We start from the raw sequence: 14,474 nt of genomic DNA on the forward strand, positions 1-14,474 counted from the left end.
GGTTCCCATGCAGCAACTGATCTGGTTCCGGTGCGACCTGCGGGTCCACGACAACACCGCCCTGACCGCCGCCCTCCAGGCCGGCCCGACCCTCGCCCTGTTCCTGGTCAGCCCCGGCCAGTGGCAGGCCCACGACGACGCAGCGGCCAAGGTCGACTTCTGGCTGCGCAACCTCGTCGAACTGCAACGCGAACTGCAGGCCCTGAACGTACCGCTGCTGGTGCGCCACATCGACCACTGGGACGAAGCCCCCGAGACCATCGCCCGACTGTGCCGCGAGCATTCCGTGGGCAGCGTCCAGGTCAACGAGGAATACGGCATCCACGAGCAGCGCCGGGACGAGGCCGTGCGCGCCCGCCTGGCCCGCGACGGCACCACCCTGCACAGCCACCTCGACCAGTTGCTGCTGCGCCCCGGCAGCGTGCTGACCCGCACCGGCGGCTACTTCCAGGTCTACAGCCAGTTCCGCAAGGTCTGCTACGAGCGCCTGCACAGCGCCCTGCCCCCGTGCCTGCCGCTGCCCGCCGCCCAGGCGCCGCTGACTGTGCCCAGCGACCCGCTGCCGGAAGCCGTGGACGGCTTCCCGACCCCGCCGCAGAGCCTGCGTGACCTGTGGCCCGCCGGTGAACGCGCAGCCCTGGCCCGCCTGGCGGCCTTCGCCGAGGACGACCTGCACGGCTACCGTGACCGCCGCGACCTGCCCGCCGAGCCCGGCACCAGCCAGCTCTCGCCCTACCTCGCGGCCGGCGTGGTCTCCCCGCGCCAATGCCTGCACGCCGCCCTGACGCAGAACCGCGGCGAGTTCGACAGCGGCAGCGAAGGCGCCGTGACCTGGATAAACGAACTGCTCTGGCGCGAGTTCTACAAGCACATCCTGGTGGGCTATCCCCGCGTCAGCCGGCACCGCGCCTTCCGCCCGGAGACCGAAGCACTGCCCTGGCGCAATGCCCCGGCCGACCTGGAGGCCTGGCAGCAGGGCCGCACCGGGGTGCCCATCGTCGACGCCGCCATGCGCCAATTGCTCGCCACCGGCTGGATGCACAACCGCCTGCGCATGATCACCGCCATGTACCTGACGAAGAACCTGCTCATCGACTGGCGCGAGGGCGAGCGCTGGTTCATGCGCCACCTGGTCGACGGAGACCTGGCCGCCAACAACGGCGGCTGGCAGTGGAGCGCCTCCACCGGCACCGACTCCGTGCCCTACTTCCGCGTGTTTAACCCGGTCACCCAATCCCGTCGCTTTGATCCCAAGGCGCGCTTCCTGCGGCAGTGGCTGCCGGAGCTGGGCCGCCTGGACGACGACGCCGTGCACGACCCATCCGCCCTTGGCGGGCTGTTCGGCGTGCAGGGCTACCCGCGCCCGCTGGTGGACCTGGCGACCAGCCGTGACCGCGCCATCGCCGCCTTCCGCGACCTGCCCAAGGAGCCCCGCTGATGGACGCCTTCCTGCCGCGCTTCGCCGAGGACTTCGCCGCCATCGGCCGCGACAGCCTGGACCGCCTGGGCCAGCTCTACAGCGACGACGTAGTGTTCCAGGACCCGCTGCACCGCATCGAGGGCCTGACCGCCCTGCGCCGCTATTTCGCCGAGCTGTACGAGAACGTCGAGGCGCTGGCTTTCCAGTTCCACGGCCATGACAGCGTCGGGGAGGGTGAGGGCTACCTGCGCTGGACCATGCGCTACCGCCACCCGCGCCTGGCCGGTGGCCGCGAGATCGCCGTGGAAGGCTGCTCACACCTGCGCTGGCGCGACGGCCGCGTGTACCACCACCGTGACTATTTCGACGCGGGCGCACTGCTCTACGAACACCTGCCGCTGATGGGGCGGGTCATCCACTGGCTGAAAGGGAGATTGGCATGAGTACCCGACGCATCTGGCTCACCGGTGCCAGTAGCGGCATCGGCGCCGCGCTGGCCGAGTGCCTGCTGGAACAGGGACACCACCTGGCCCTCACCGCGCGCTCGCTGGCCGCGCTGCAAGCCTTCGAGCAGCGCTACCCCGGCCAGGTACTGGCCTTGCCCGGTGACCTCGGCGCCCGCGGCGTGGCGGCCGACATCGCCGAGCACATCAAGGCGCACTGGGGCGCGCTGGATACCGCCATCCTCAACGCCGGCACCTGCGAATACCTCGACGCCCGCCAGTTCGACGCCGACATGGTGGAACGGGTGGTCAACCTCAACCTGGTGGGCAGCGCCCGCTGCATCGAGGCGGCCCTGCCGCTGCTGCGGGCCGGCCGCGACCCGCACCTGGTGGGCGTGGCCAGCGCCGTGACCCTGTTCGAACTACCCCGTGCCGAAGCCTATGGCGCCTCCAAGGCCGGCCTGCGCTACCTGCTGCAATCGCTGCGGGTGGACCTGGCCAGCGAAGGCATCGACGTCACCGTGGTCAGCCCCGGCTTCGTCGACACCCCGCTGACCCAGCGCAACGACTTCCCCATGCCCATGCGCTGGCCGGTGGAGCGGGCCGCCCGCTACATCGCCGAGCGCCTGGAACGCCGCCCGCTGGACATCGCCTTCCCGCGCCCCTTCATCCTCACCCTCGGCCTGCTCGGGAGCCTGCCCGCGCGGCTGCGACTGGCCATCGGCAAACGCCTGTCGCGCAACGGAGCCCCTTCATGAAGATCGCCATCATCGGCAGCGGCATCGCCGGCCTCACCACGGCCTACCTGCTCAACCGCCGCCACGACATCCAGGTGTTCGAGGCCAGCGACTGGATCGGTGGCCACACCCACACCGTGGACGTCACCCTGCACGGGCGCAGCTACGCGGTGGACACCGGGTTCATCGTGTTCAACGACTGGACCTACCCGAACTTCATCCGCCTCATGGAGCAGCTCGGCGTGGCCCACCAGCCCACCGAGATGAGCTTCTCCGTGTGCGACCCAGCCAGCGGCCTGGAATACAACGGCAACAACCTCAACAGCCTGTTCGCCCAGCGCAGCAACCTGCTCTCCCCGGGGTTCTGGGGCATGCTGCGGGACATCCTGCGCTTCAACCGCGAATCCCTGGCCGACCTCGACAGCGGCCGCGTCCCCACCAGCGCCACCCTCGGCGACTACCTGCGCGAGCGCGGCTACGGCCAGCGCTTCCGCGACCACTACCTGGTGCCCATGGGTGCGGCCATCTGGTCCACCTCCCTGGAGGACATGCTGGCCTTCCCCCTGGCGTTCTTCGTGCGCTTCTTCAAGAACCACGGGCTGCTCTCGGTCAACGACCGCCCGCAGTGGCGGGTCATCAGCGGCGGCTCGCGCAGCTATGTCGCGCCCCTGACGGAAAGCTTCGCCGAGCGCATCCGCCTGGCCTGCCCGGTCAGCCGCGTGGAGCGCGATGCCGACGGGGTGACCGTGCACAGCGCCGCCGGTGCCGAGCGTTTCGACCAGGTGGTGTTCGCCTGCCACAGCGACCAGGCCCTGACCCTGCTGGCCGAGCCGAGCCAGGCCGAGCGCGAGATCCTCGGCGCCCTGCCCTACGCCGACAACGAGGTGGTGCTGCACACCGACGCCCGCCTGCTGCCCCGCCGCAAGCTGGCCTGGGCCAGCTGGAACTACCGCCTCGGCGGCCCGGCGCATCAGCCGGCGGCCGTGACCTACGACATGAACCGCCTGCAAGGCATCGAGGCGCCGGAGACCTTCTGCGTCAGCCTCAACCAGACCGACGCCATCGACCCGGCACGCATCCTCGCCCGCTTCACCTACGCTCATCCTCAGTACAGCCTGGCCGGCATGCAGGCCCAGGCGCGTTGGGGGGAAATCAGTGACCAGCAGCACAGCCATTTCTGTGGCGCCTACTGGGCCAACGGCTTCCATGAAGACGGCGTGGTCAGCGCCCTGCGCGTGGCCCGTGCATTCGGGGAAAACCTGTGAACAGCGCCCTCTACAGCGGCTGGGTGCAGCACCGTAGGCACAGCCCGCGGGCCCATGCCTTCCGCTACCGCATCGGCCTGCTGTACCTGGACCTGGACGAACGCGAGGCGGTACTCGGCCTGTCGCCCCTGGCCGGCAGCGGGCGCTTCGCGCCCTTCTCCTTCCGCGAGCGGGACTACCTGTGCGCCTACACCGCCAACGGCCAACCCCTGGCCGAAGCGGCCCGCCAGCTGGTGGCCGAGGCCCTCGGCGAGCGGCCGGAGGGCCCGGTGTGCCTGCTCACCCAGGTGCGCAGCTGGGGCCTGGCCTTCAACCCGGCGAGCTTCTACTACTGCCACCACGCCGACGGCCGCCTGGCGGCCATCCTCTGCGAGGTGACCAACACCCCCTGGCGCGAGCGCTACCACTACGTGGTGCCGGCCCAGGGCGACGGTGCCCAGCGCATCCAGGTGGACAAGGCCTTCCACGTCTCGCCCTTCATGCCCCGCGACATGACCTACCGAATGGCCTTCACCCCGGTGAGCCAGCGCCTGGGGGTGCACATCGAGAACTGGCGCGAGGGTCAGCGCGCCTTCGACGCCACCCTCGACCTGACCCGCGAGCCGCTGGACCGGGGCAGCCTGCACCGCTACCTCGCACGCTTCCCCTGGATGACCGCCAAGACCGGCCTGGCCATCTACTGGCAGGCCCTGCGCCTGCTGATCAAACGCACGCCCATTTTCAACCATCAGGTGGCGGCGGACGCTTACCGCGTCGCCGTCCCGCTTTCCCAGGAGCATGACCATGAAAAACCCTAGCCTCGCCCGGACCGGACTGTTCGGCGGCAACGGCCTGGCCAGCGGCCTGCTGAGGCGGCTGGTGACCTCGCGCCTGGCGCAGCTGCGCCACGGCCAGCTCACCGTGCTGGAAGACGGCGAGGAGCACGTCTACGGCGACCCGCGCGCCACCCTGCGGGCACGCATCGAGATCCTCGACCCGGCAGCCTGGGCGCTGGTGGCCAGCAACGGCTCCATCGGCTCCGGCGAAGCCTACGTCCACGGCTACTGGACCACCCCGGACCTGACGGCGGTGATCCGCGTGTTCGTCGCCAACCTCGACGTGCTGGACGACATGGAGGGCGGCCTGGCGCTGCTCGGCCGTCCGCTGCTGCACGGCCTGCACTGGCTCAACCGCAACACCCGCGCCGGCTCCCAGCGCAACATCTCCGCCCACTACGACCTGGGCAACGACCTGTTCGAGCGCATGCTGGACCCGACGATGATGTACTCGGCGGCCCAGTACGAGCACCCGGAGCAATCCCTGGAGGCCGCGCAGCTGAACAAGCTGGAACGCATCTGCCAGAAACTGCGCCTGACCCCCGACGACCACCTGCTGGAGATCGGCAGCGGCTGGGGCGGCATGGCCATCCACGCCGCCACCCGCTTCGGCTGCAAGGTCACCAGCGTGACCCTCTCCCACGAGCAGCACGCCCACTGCCAGAAGCGCATCGCCGAGCTGGGCCTGCAGGACCGGGTGGAGGTGCTGCTGAAGGACTACCGCGACCTGGAGGGCCGCTTCGACAAGCTGGTCTCCATCGAGATGATCGAGGCCGTGGGCCACCGCTTCCTGCCCACCTACTTCGCCCAGTGCGCACGCCTGCTGAAGGACGACGGCCTGATGCTGCTGCAGGCCATCACCATCCGCGACCAGCGCTACGAGCAGGCCAAGCGCAGCGTGGACTTCATCCAGCGCTACATCTTCCCGGGCGGTGCCCTGCCCTCGGTCACCCGCATGCTGCAGGTGGCCACCGAGGCCAGCGACCTGAACCTGGTGCACATGGAAGACTTCGGCACCGACTACGCCCGCACCCTGCGCGCCTGGCACGAGAACCTCGCCCGCGCCCGCAGCGAACTGGAAGGCCTCGGCTACGACGCCTACTTCTACCGGCTGTGGGAGTTCTACTTGTGCTACTGCGAAGGCGGCTTCCTGGAACGTGCCATCGGCACCGCCCAGCTGCTGCTGGCCAAGCCCGGCGCCCGCCACGCCCCGCTGCTCGGCCAGCTGGATGCGTGAGCTGCCGCCGCTGCTGGCGAACGGGCTGAACGCCCTGGCCTTCCAGGCCGGGTGGTTCGCCTGCGTGTTCGCCAGCCAGCACCCGCTCCTGCTGCTGGTGCCGCTGGCTGCGCTGGCGCTGCACCTGGGCCTCGTCGCCCACTGGCGCCAGGAGCTGCCGCTGGTGGCGGCTGTCGCCCTGCTGGGTGCGGCGCTGGACAGCCTGCTGCTCAACCTGGGGCTGTTCGACTTCGCCGGTGAGAGCCGCTGGGCGCCGGCCTGGCTGATCCTGCTCTGGGCCCTGCTGGCCACCACCCTGCGCCACTGCCTGGCCTGGAGCGCGCGCCCGCTGTGGCTGTCGGCGCTGCTCGGCGCCCTCGGCGGGCCGCTCTCCTACTACGCCGGCGCGCGCCTGGCGGACGTGGGCCTGCCACTGGGCCAGGCGGCGAGCCTGGCGCTGCTGGCGGTGATCTGGGCGCTGGTGTTCCCGCTGCTGCACGCACTGGCAGCCCGGCTGGTGCCCGCGCGCTGAGGCGCGACACGGGGTGACCGGTGCTCGCGGCGCTGGAAATCAATCGATGAGAAACAGAACGCCCGCTCCCCATTGGGGAGCGGGCGCTTGTCGTGCCTGTGGCTGCGCGCCCCGGAGACGCGCAGCCGATGACAGGCAGGCCCTTAGAAGGCGACGCGGTAGTGCAGGGTGTAGGCCTCTACGCCGTCGTTGGGCTGTTTGATGCCCGCGTTGGAGTAGTGGATGGCGCGCACGCCGACTTCCTGGCCGTTGAAGCGCAGGCCCGCGCCGATGCGGTCCTCGAACTGGAAGGAGGAGCCCAGCTTGTTGTCTTCCAGCTCGGTGCTGGAGAACAGTGCCACGCCGATGCCGGCCTCGACGTAGGGCTTCACGGTCTCGCCGACGAATTCGTAGACGAACACCGGGGCGAAGGAAATGCTGTGGTTGCTGGCGGTGTCGTCGCCGTCCCAGTAGGTGTAGCCCGCATCCCAGTAGCCGGTGACATGGCCGACGCTGCTTTCCAGCCAGCGGGTGCCGAAGTCGAACTGCGTACCCAGGCGGTAGACCATGGTGGAGTCACCGGTCTGGCCGATGTCGAGGGAGACGTCGGCGGCCTGGGCGCTGATGACGGGACCCACGCACAGGGCTGCGAGGGCAGCCAGGGAAAACAGTTTCTTCATGATGGAAACTTCCTTATTAAAAAAGGCTGATCAGGAGGGGATACCACGCTAGGAATTGCGCGAATTATAGAGTGGCTGGTTCTAAGAGAAAGGCGACGAACGGAGAGTTCAGAGTTTTTTTACACCGGCAGCGGCTGCACGTCTTCGCCGTATTCCCCCCACAACACCGGCAATACCGCCTGCAACGCGCCGGCATCCCCGGAACTCCAGAAACGGCAGGGTGCTGCTTCGCCTTCGGCGAGGGCATTGCCAGCCTGCAGCAGGCGCTGCAGCTGACGCGCCACGGCGGCGCCGGTGTCCACCAGGCTCACCGACTCCGGCACCAGCTCCCGCAGCAGCGGGCGCAGGAAGGGGTAATGGGTGCAGCCGAGGATCAGCGTGTCGCAGCCCGCCTCCAGCAGGGGCTGGACGTAGCCCTGCAACAGCGCGCGGGTCGCCGGTCCGGCCAGGTCGCCGGCCTCGATGCGCTCCACCAGGCCCGGGCAGGGCTGGGTCACCACCTTCACATCCCCGGCGAAGCGGTCGAGCAAGGCAGCGAACTTGGCGCTCCTGAGGGTACCGGTGGTGGCCAGCACGCCCACCACGCCGCTGCGGGTGGCACGGGCCGCCGGCTTGACCGCCGGCTCCATGCCGACGATGGGCAGGTGCGGATGGCGCGCCCGCAGGTCGGCCACGGCGGCGGCGGTGGCGGTGTTGCAGGCCAGGACCAGGGCCTTGGCGCCCTGGCCGAGGAGGAAGTCGGCGATGCGCTGGCTGCGCTCGCGGATGAAGTCGGGGCTCTTTTCGCCATAGGGCACGTGGCCGCTGTCGGCCACGTAGAGCAGGGATTCGGCCGGCAGCAGCGCGCGGATCTCGCGCAGCACCGAGAGGCCGCCCACGCCGGAGTCGAAGACCCCGATCGGCGCCCGATCAGGCATGGCGCTCGCCACAGACGCTGCAGGCCGGGTCGCGCTTGACCCGCAGCTCGCGGAAGCGGGTGCCGAGGGCATCCACCAGCAGCAGCCGGCCCACCATCGGCTCGCCGAAACCAGCCAGCAGCTTGAGCGCCTCCAGGGCCTGCAGGCTGCCCACCAGGCCCACCAGCGGGCCGACCACGCCGGCCTCGCTGCAGGTCAGCTCGGCTTCGCTGCCGTGGCCGTAGAGGCAGTGGTAGCAGGGGCTGTCGTCGCGGCGCGGGTCGAACACCGAGAGCTGGCCGTCGAGGCGGATGGCGGCGCCGGACACCAGCGGCTTGCCAGCCGCCATGCAGGCGGCGTTGACCGCCTCGCGGGTGCCGAAGTTGTCGGTGCAGTCGAGCACCACGTCCACCTGGGCCACGGCAGCCGCCAGGCTGTCCTCGTCCAGCGCGCGGGTGATCGGCACCAGGCGCACGCCGGGGTTGAGGGCGGCCAGGCGGGTCATGGCCGACTCCACCTTGAGCACGCCGACGCTGGCGCTGTCGTGGATCACCTGGCGTTGCAGGTTGGTCAGGTCGACGCTGTCGAAGTCGGCCAGGTGCAGCTCGCCGACGCCGGCGGCGGCCAGGTAGAGGGCGACGGGCGAACCGAGGCCGCCGAGGCCGACGATGAGCACGCGGCCCTGCTTGAGCCGGAGTTGCCCGTCGACGTCGATCTGCGGCAGGAGGATCTGCCGGCTGTAGCGGAGCAGTTCCTCGTCGCTCAGCATGGCCGGCGGCCCAGGCTGATGCGTTCGTGGCCGCCCAGGTCGCGGCGGCTTTCCACGGCTTCGAAGCCTTCGCGGGCGAGCAGTTCGCGCACCGCGGCGGCCTGGTCGTAGCCGTGTTCCAGCAGCAGCCAGCCACCGGCATTCAGGTGTGCGGGGGCCTGGCTGACGATCAGGCGGATGTCGTCCAGCCCGTCGGCACCGGCCACCAGCGCGCTGCTGGGCTCGAAGCGCACGTCGCCCCGGGCCAGGTGCGGGTCCTGGGCGGCGATGTAGGGCGGGTTGCTGACGATCAGGTCATAGCACTCGGCGCCCAGGGCGCTGAACCAGTGGCTTTCACGGAAGGCGGCATTGCCCAGCCCGAGGCGCTCGCGGTTGCGCTCGGCCAGGGCCACGGCCTCGCTGATACGGTCGACGCCGGTGACCTGCCAGCCGAGGCGCTCGCAGGCCAGCGCCAGGGCGATGGCCCCGGTGCCGGTGCCGAGGTCGAGCACGCGGGCCTGGGGCAGCGTGACCAGGGCCAGGGCGGTCTCCACCAGCAGCTCGGTGTCGGGGCGGGGAATCAGGGTGTGCGGGGCGACTTCCAGGTCCAGGCTCCAGAAGCCCTGGTGGCCGAGGATGTAGGCCACCGGCTCGCCCTGGCGGCGGCGTTCGAGGTAGCTGGCGTAGCGCTCGGCGGCCTCGCCGCTGACCACCCGTTCGGGCCAGGTGTGGAGGAAGCTGCGCGGCTTGCCGAGGGCGGCGGCGAGCAGCAGTTCGGCGTCCAGGCGGGGGCTGGGCGAGTCCGGCAGGCGGGGGTCGCTCAGCAGGCTGGCGATGATGCTCACGGTCAGTCTCCGAGGGCGGCCAACTGGTCGGCCTGGTATTCCGCCAGCAGCGGTTCGATGACGGCTTCCACGCTGCCGGCGAGCACGTCGTCCAGGGCGTAGAGGGTCAGGTTGATGCGGTGGTCGGTGACCCGGCCCTGGGGGTAGTTGTAGGTGCGGATGCGCTCGGAACGGTCCCCGGAGCCCACCAGCAGCTTGCGGGTCTCGGAGATTTCCTTGTGGGCGGCGGCTTCCTGCTGGTCGTTCAGCTTGGCCGCGAGCCAGGCCATGGCCTTGGCGCGGTTCTTGTGCTGGGAGCGCTCCTCCTGGCACTCGACCACGATCCCGCTGGGGATGTGAGTGATGCGCACGGCGGAGTCGGTCTTGTTCACGTGCTGGCCGCCGGCGCCGGAGGAGCGGTAGGTGTCGATGCGCAGGTCCGCCGGGTTGATCTCGATGGCGGCCTGTTCGTCCGGCTCGGGGAGCACGGCGACAGTGCAGGCGGAGGTGTGGATGCGACCCTGGGACTCGGTCTCCGGCACGCGCTGCACGCGGTGGGCGCCGGATTCGAACTTGAGCTTGGCGTAGACGTTGTCGCCCTCGACCCGGGCGATCACCTCTTTATAGCCACCGTGTTCGCCCTCGTTCTCGGAGAGGATCTCGACCCGCCAGCCCTGGCGTTCGGCATAGCGCGAGTACATGCGGAACAGGTCGCCGGAGAAGATCGCCGCCTCGTCGCCGCCGGTGCCGGCGCGGATCTCGAGGAACACGTTGCGGCCGTCGTTGGGGTCCTTGGGCAGCAGCATGCGCTGCAGGCGTGCCTCCAGCCCCACCAGCTGTTCGCGGGCCTGGGCGACTTCCTCTTCGGCCATCTCGCGCAGGTCCGGGTCGCTGTCCTTGAGCAGCGCCTGGGCGCCTTCGAGGTCGTCCTGCACCTTGCGGAACTCGCGGAAGGCAAGGATGACCGGCTCGACCTCGGCGTACTCCTTGGAGTAGGCGCGGAAGCGGGTCTGGTCGCTGATGACCTCGGCATCGCCGAGCAATGCGGTGAGCTCCTCGTAACGATCCTGGAGGATGTCGAGCTTCTTGAGCAGTGACGCTTTCATTGAGGGTGCTTGTCCGGGCCCTCGTCGAGGGCGAAGAGTTCCTGGGCCACGGCCAGCGCATCGAAGCGGCCGTCGGCGGAGAGTTTCTTCAGCTGCACGCTGGGGGCGTGCAGCAGCTTGTTGGTGAGGCCACGGGCCAGCTGGGCGAGGACATCCTCCGGGGCGGCACCGTTGACCAGCATGCGCTGGGCCTTGGCCAGCTCCTCGTCGCGCAGCCGCTCGGCCTGCTGGCGGTAGGCGCGCAGCACGTCCACCGCGGCCAGCTCGCGCAGGCGCTGCATGAACTCGTCGACACCGCCGCTGACCAGTTCCTCGGCGGCCTGGGCAGCGCCCTGGCGGCTCTTGAGGTTCTCCTCGACCACGTCGTGGAGGTCATCGACGGTATAGAGGTAGACGTCGTCCAGCTCGCCCACTTCAGGCTCGATGTCGCGGGGGACGGCGATGTCGACCATGAAGATCGGCTTGTGCTTGCGCTGCTTCAGCGCGCGCTCCACGGCGCCCTTGCCGAGGATCGGCAACTGGCTGGCGGTGGAGCTGATGACGATGTCGCTGTTGACCAGCTCGTCCGGGATGTCGGCCAGCAGCACCGCGTGGGCACCGAACTGTTCGGCCAGCAGGCTGGCGCGCTCCAGGGTGCGGTTGGCGACGACGATGCGCTTGACGCCCTGCTCGTGCAGGTGGCGGGCGACCAGGGTGATGGTCTCGCCGGCACCGATCAGCAACGCCTGGCTGCGGCTCAGGCTGGAGAAGATCTGCCGGGCCAGGCTGACGGCGGCGAAGGCCACGGAGACGGGGTTCTCGCCGATGGCGGTGTCGGTGCGCACGGTCTTGGCGGTGCTGAAGGTGGCCTGGAACAGGCGCCCCAGCAGCGGCCCGACGGTGCCGGCCTCACGCGCCACGGCGTAGGCGGATTTCATCTGCCCGAGGATCTGCGGCTCGCCCAGCACCATGGAGTCCAGGCCCGAGGCCACGCGCATCATGTGGCGCACGGCGGCGGCGTCGTGGTGCACGTAGGCGCAGGCGCGCAGCTCTTCGAGGCTGAGGTTGTGGTAGCCGGCCAGCCAGGTCAGCACCTCGTCGGCGCAGATCTCGTCCTGCTCCAGGTAGAGCTCGCTGCGGTTGCAGGTGGAGAGGATCGCCGCCTCGCGACTGGGAGTGAGGCTGCACAGCTGCTGCAGGGCCTCGACCAGCTGCTCGGGAGTAAAAGCCACGCGCTCGCGCACATCCACGGAGGCGGTTTTGTGGTTGATACCGAGGGCTAGAAAGGCCATGCAGGGTCGCTAACGGATACGGAAGGCGCGCAATTGTCCTACTTCGATTCAGTGAGAACAACCACCGCTTGCCATTGTCACAGGCCTGTATACGCGCCATGCAATCTATAGGGCCCGGCCCCATGGGCTTGCCTGGCGGCTTGTGTCATGATGCTCCGACCGCAGGTTAGTCGCCCTTTCCCCCTTATGAATAAATCCCTCGCGTTGCTGACCGCCTTCCTGTTCCTTGGCGGATGCCAGACCCTGGCCCCTTCATCCCCGGACGGCACCCCGCCGGTGGAAGACAGTGCCCAGGCACCCGAAGCCAAACCCCAGGTCTATGCGTCCTTCAGCCGCGACACGCTGTTCGCCCTGCTCACCGCCGAGCTGGCCGGACAGCGCAACCGCTTCGACATCGCCCTCGGCAACTACGTCCAGCAGGCCAACGCCACCCAGGACCCCGCCGTCGCCGAGCGCGCCTTCCGCATCGCCGAGTACCTGGGCGCCGACCAGGCCGCGCTGGACACCGCGCTGATCTGGGCCACCAATGCCCCCGAAAACCTTGATGCCCAGCGCGCCGCCGCCATCCAGCTGGCCCGTGGCGGTCGCTACGACGAATCCATGACCTACATGGAGAAGGTGCTGCAGAAGCAGGGCGACACCCATTTCGACTTCCTCGCCCTCTCCGCCGCCGAGACCGACCCGGACACCCGCGCCGGCCTGCTGCAGAGCTTCGACCGCCTGCTGGCCAAGTACCCGGACAACAGCCAGCTGGTGTTCGGCAAGGCCGTGCTGCTGCAACAGGACGGCCGCACCGAGGACGCCCTGGCCCTGCTGGAAGACCTGCCCTCCAGTGACAAACAGATCCCCCCGATCCTCCTGCGTGCGCGCCTGCTGCAGAGCCTGGACCGCACCGACGACGCGCTCCCGCTGCTGGAGCGCGCCATCAAGCAGCACCCGGACGACAAGCGCCTGCGCCTGACCTACGCCCGCCTGCTGGTGGAGGCTGGCCGGCTGGACGAAGCCAAGTCCGAGTTCGCCGGGCTGGTGCAGCGTTTCCCCGATGACGACGACCTGCGCTTCTCCCTCGCCCTGGTGTGCATGGAGGGCGAAGCCTGGGACGAAGCCCAGGTCTACCTGCAGGAACTGGTGGAACGCGGCAGCCACGTGGACTCCGCCCACTTCAACCTCGGCCAGGTCTATGAGAAGCGCAACGACCTCGAAAGCGCGCTGATCGAATACGGCCTGGTGGGCGCCGGCAACGACTACCTGCCCGCTCAACTGCGCTACACCGAGCTGCTGCTGGACGCCAAGCGCGGCGACGAAGCCGCCAGCCACCTGGCCAAGGCCCGCGAGGCACAGCCCGACTACGCCATCCAGCTGTACCTGATCGAGGCGGAGAACTTCGCCGAGCGCCAGCAGATCGACCATGCCTGGGCCACCATCGCCCAGGGCCTGAAGCAGTTCCCGGGCGACCTCAACCTGCTCTACACCCGCGCCATGCTGGCCGAGAAACGCGGCGACCTGGCCCAGCTGGAGCGCGACCTGCGCTTCATCATCGAGCGCGAGCCCGAGAACGCCATGGCGCTCAACGCGCTGGGCTATACCCTGGCCGACCGCACCACCCGCTACGAGGAAGCCCGCGCCCTGGTGGAACAGGCGCACCAGCTCAAGCCGGATGATCCGGCCATCCTCGACAGCCTCGGCTGGATCAACTTCCGCCTGGGCAAGCTGGACGAAGCCGAGAGTCTGCTGCGCCAGGCCCTGGAAGCCTTCCCCGACCACGAGGTGGCCGCCCACCTGGGCGAAGTGCTGTGGGCCAACGGCAAGCAGAGCGAAGCCCGCAAGGTGTGGGCCGAAGCCCTGAAGAACCAGCCCGACAGCCCCATCCTGCGCAGCACCCTGAAGCGCCTGACCGGTTCCGAGACCCTCTGATCCATGCGTCTACGTCATCTACTGGCCGCAGGGGCGCTGCTCCTGCTCACCGGCTGCGCCGGCCTCACCTCCCGTGAATCGGTTGAAGGCAAGGGCGACGCCACCCTCTGGAAAGCCCACAAGCAGCAGGTCGCCGCCCTCGACGGCTGGCAGATCGCCGGCAAGGTCGGCATCCGCGCACCGAAGGACTCCGGCAGCGGCACGCTGTTCTGGCTGCAACGCCGCGACTACTACGACATCCGCCTCTCCGGCCCGCTGGGCCGTGGCGCCGCCCGCCTCACCGGTCACCCTGGCGCCATCGTGCTGGAAGTGGCCAACCAGGGCCGCTACGAAGCCGAATCCCCCGAAGCCCTGCTGGAAGAACAGCTCGGCTGGCGCCTGCCCGTCTCCCACCTGCAATGGTGGGTGCGCGGCCTGCCCGCCCCTGACAGCCGCAGCCGCCTGACCCTCGACAGCGACAGCCACCTCTCCCGACTGGAGCAGGACGGCTGGGAGGTGAACTACCTCAGCTACGTCGAGCAGAACGGCTTCACCCTGCCCGAACGCATCAAGCTCAAGGGCGCCGACCTCGACGTCACCCTGGTGATCAAGGACTGGCAGCCGCGCCAGCTCGGCCAGTGAGTTCCGC

The 14,474-nt window shown here is 69.4% G+C and carries 15 protein-coding genes; 9 read left to right on the plus strand and 6 right to left on the minus strand.

Annotation, left to right across the window (positions count from 1 at the left end; translation table 11 throughout):
- The first annotated feature begins 7 nt into the window (after window positions 1-7).
- Genes phrB through BM198_RS25600 form a run of 7 tightly spaced genes read left to right on the plus strand, consistent with a single transcriptional unit; the run spans window position 8 to window position 6,428 of the window.
- A complete protein-coding gene (phrB, locus tag BM198_RS25570) occupies window positions 8-1,438 on the plus strand; it encodes a deoxyribodipyrimidine photo-lyase (protein ID WP_074973486.1) in 1,431 nt (476 codons plus the stop codon).
- Complete coding sequence (locus BM198_RS25575) at window positions 1,438-1,863, plus strand: nuclear transport factor 2 family protein (RefSeq protein ID WP_069562636.1); 426 nt, start codon at window positions 1,438-1,440, stop codon at window positions 1,861-1,863. The genes phrB and BM198_RS25575 overlap by 1 nt, the downstream gene beginning before the upstream one ends.
- On the plus strand, window positions 1,860-2,621 hold the full coding sequence (locus BM198_RS25580) for an SDR family NAD(P)-dependent oxidoreductase (protein ID WP_074973488.1): 762 nt from the start codon (window positions 1,860-1,862) through the stop codon (window positions 2,619-2,621). The genes BM198_RS25575 and BM198_RS25580 overlap by 4 nt, the downstream gene beginning before the upstream one ends.
- Window positions 2,618-3,865, plus strand: coding sequence for an NAD(P)/FAD-dependent oxidoreductase (locus BM198_RS25585; RefSeq protein ID WP_074973490.1), 1,248 nt, complete (start codon window positions 2,618-2,620; stop codon window positions 3,863-3,865). The genes BM198_RS25580 and BM198_RS25585 overlap by 4 nt, the downstream gene beginning before the upstream one ends.
- Window positions 3,862-4,662: a DUF1365 domain-containing protein gene (locus BM198_RS25590; RefSeq protein WP_044404488.1), complete on the plus strand. Its 801-nt coding sequence runs from the start codon at window positions 3,862-3,864 to the stop codon at window positions 4,660-4,662. Before BM198_RS25585 ends, BM198_RS25590 begins: the two co-directional genes overlap by 4 nt.
- Window positions 4,649-5,917 (plus strand): SAM-dependent methyltransferase, encoded by a 1,269-nt coding sequence (locus BM198_RS25595; protein WP_074973492.1) that lies wholly within the window; start codon window positions 4,649-4,651, stop codon window positions 5,915-5,917. Before BM198_RS25590 ends, BM198_RS25595 begins: the two co-directional genes overlap by 14 nt.
- Complete coding sequence (locus BM198_RS25600; protein WP_074973494.1) at window positions 5,910-6,428, plus strand: DUF2878 domain-containing protein; 519 nt, start codon at window positions 5,910-5,912, stop codon at window positions 6,426-6,428. The genes BM198_RS25595 and BM198_RS25600 overlap by 8 nt, the downstream gene beginning before the upstream one ends.
- A gap of 143 nt (window positions 6,429-6,571) precedes the next feature.
- Here the strand turns inward: BM198_RS25600 and BM198_RS25605 are convergent, their stop codons facing one another.
- The 6 genes from BM198_RS25605 to hemA form a co-directional block, all read right to left on the minus strand.
- On the minus strand, window positions 6,572-7,087 hold the full coding sequence (locus tag BM198_RS25605) for an acyloxyacyl hydrolase (protein ID WP_074973495.1): 516 nt from the start codon (window positions 7,085-7,087) through the stop codon (window positions 6,572-6,574).
- Between the two features lie 119 nt (window positions 7,088-7,206).
- Window positions 7,207-8,004 carry a glutamate racemase gene (gene murI, locus BM198_RS25610; RefSeq protein WP_074973497.1) on the minus strand — a complete coding sequence of 266 codons (798 nt, stop codon included), beginning with the start codon at window positions 8,002-8,004 and terminating at the stop codon, window positions 7,207-7,209.
- Entirely contained in the window at window positions 7,997-8,752 is a 756-nt protein-coding gene (locus BM198_RS25615) for a molybdopterin-synthase adenylyltransferase MoeB (RefSeq protein ID WP_074973499.1), read from the minus strand. Before BM198_RS25615 ends, murI begins: the two co-directional genes overlap by 8 nt.
- Window positions 8,746-9,576 (minus strand): peptide chain release factor N(5)-glutamine methyltransferase, encoded by an 831-nt coding sequence (gene prmC / locus BM198_RS25620; RefSeq protein WP_074973500.1) that lies wholly within the window; start codon window positions 9,574-9,576, stop codon window positions 8,746-8,748. Before prmC ends, BM198_RS25615 begins: the two co-directional genes overlap by 7 nt.
- A gap of 2 nt (window positions 9,577-9,578) precedes the next feature.
- Entirely contained in the window at window positions 9,579-10,661 is a 1,083-nt protein-coding gene (gene prfA, locus BM198_RS25625) for a peptide chain release factor 1 (protein ID WP_044404472.1), read from the minus strand.
- Window positions 10,658-11,932, minus strand: a complete 1,275-nt coding sequence (gene hemA, locus BM198_RS25630) for a glutamyl-tRNA reductase (protein ID WP_044404469.1) — start codon at window positions 11,930-11,932, stop codon at window positions 10,658-10,660. The genes prfA and hemA overlap by 4 nt, the downstream gene beginning before the upstream one ends.
- Before the next feature lie 186 nt (window positions 11,933-12,118).
- Between hemA and BM198_RS25635 the strand changes: the two genes are divergently transcribed.
- Complete coding sequence (locus BM198_RS25635; protein WP_074973502.1) at window positions 12,119-13,846, plus strand: tetratricopeptide repeat protein; 1,728 nt, start codon at window positions 12,119-12,121, stop codon at window positions 13,844-13,846.
- Window positions 13,847-13,849: 3 nt separating this feature from the next.
- Window positions 13,850-14,467, plus strand: coding sequence for a lipoprotein insertase outer membrane protein LolB (lolB, locus tag BM198_RS25640; RefSeq protein ID WP_074973504.1), 618 nt, complete (start codon window positions 13,850-13,852; stop codon window positions 14,465-14,467).
- The last annotated feature ends 7 nt before the right edge of the window (window positions 14,468-14,474 follow it).

The organism is Metapseudomonas otitidis, from assembly GCF_900111835.1.
Taxonomy (GTDB): domain Bacteria; phylum Pseudomonadota; class Gammaproteobacteria; order Pseudomonadales; family Pseudomonadaceae; genus Metapseudomonas; species Metapseudomonas otitidis.

Bases quoted from the DNA above. Each gene is read 5' to 3' on its own strand.
- phrB (WP_074973486.1), top strand. From the start codon at position 8: ATGCAGCAACTGATCTGGTTCCGGTGCGACCTGCGGGTCCACGACAAC.
- BM198_RS25575 (WP_069562636.1), top strand. From the start codon at position 1,438: ATGGACGCCTTCCTGCCGCGCTTCGCCGAGGACTTCGCCGCCATCGGC.
- BM198_RS25580 (WP_074973488.1), top strand. From the start codon at position 1,860: ATGAGTACCCGACGCATCTGGCTCACCGGTGCCAGTAGCGGCATCGGC.
- BM198_RS25585 (WP_074973490.1), top strand. From the start codon at position 2,618: ATGAAGATCGCCATCATCGGCAGCGGCATCGCCGGCCTCACCACGGCC.
- BM198_RS25595 (WP_074973492.1), top strand. From the start codon at position 4,649: ATGAAAAACCCTAGCCTCGCCCGGACCGGACTGTTCGGCGGCAACGGC.
- BM198_RS25600 (WP_074973494.1), top strand. From the start codon at position 5,910: ATGCGTGAGCTGCCGCCGCTGCTGGCGAACGGGCTGAACGCCCTGGCC.
- BM198_RS25605 (WP_074973495.1), bottom strand. From the start codon at position 7,087: ATGAAGAAACTGTTTTCCCTGGCTGCCCTCGCAGCCCTGTGCGTGGGT.
- murI (WP_074973497.1), bottom strand. From the start codon at position 8,004: ATGCCTGATCGGGCGCCGATCGGGGTCTTCGACTCCGGCGTGGGCGGC.
- BM198_RS25615 (WP_074973499.1), bottom strand. From the start codon at position 8,752: ATGCTGAGCGACGAGGAACTGCTCCGCTACAGCCGGCAGATCCTCCTG.
- prfA (WP_044404472.1), bottom strand. From the start codon at position 10,661: ATGAAAGCGTCACTGCTCAAGAAGCTCGACATCCTCCAGGATCGTTAC.
- hemA (WP_044404469.1), bottom strand. From the start codon at position 11,932: ATGGCCTTTCTAGCCCTCGGTATCAACCACAAAACCGCCTCCGTGGAT.
- BM198_RS25635 (WP_074973502.1), top strand. From the start codon at position 12,119: ATGAATAAATCCCTCGCGTTGCTGACCGCCTTCCTGTTCCTTGGCGGA.
- lolB (WP_074973504.1), top strand. From the start codon at position 13,850: ATGCGTCTACGTCATCTACTGGCCGCAGGGGCGCTGCTCCTGCTCACC.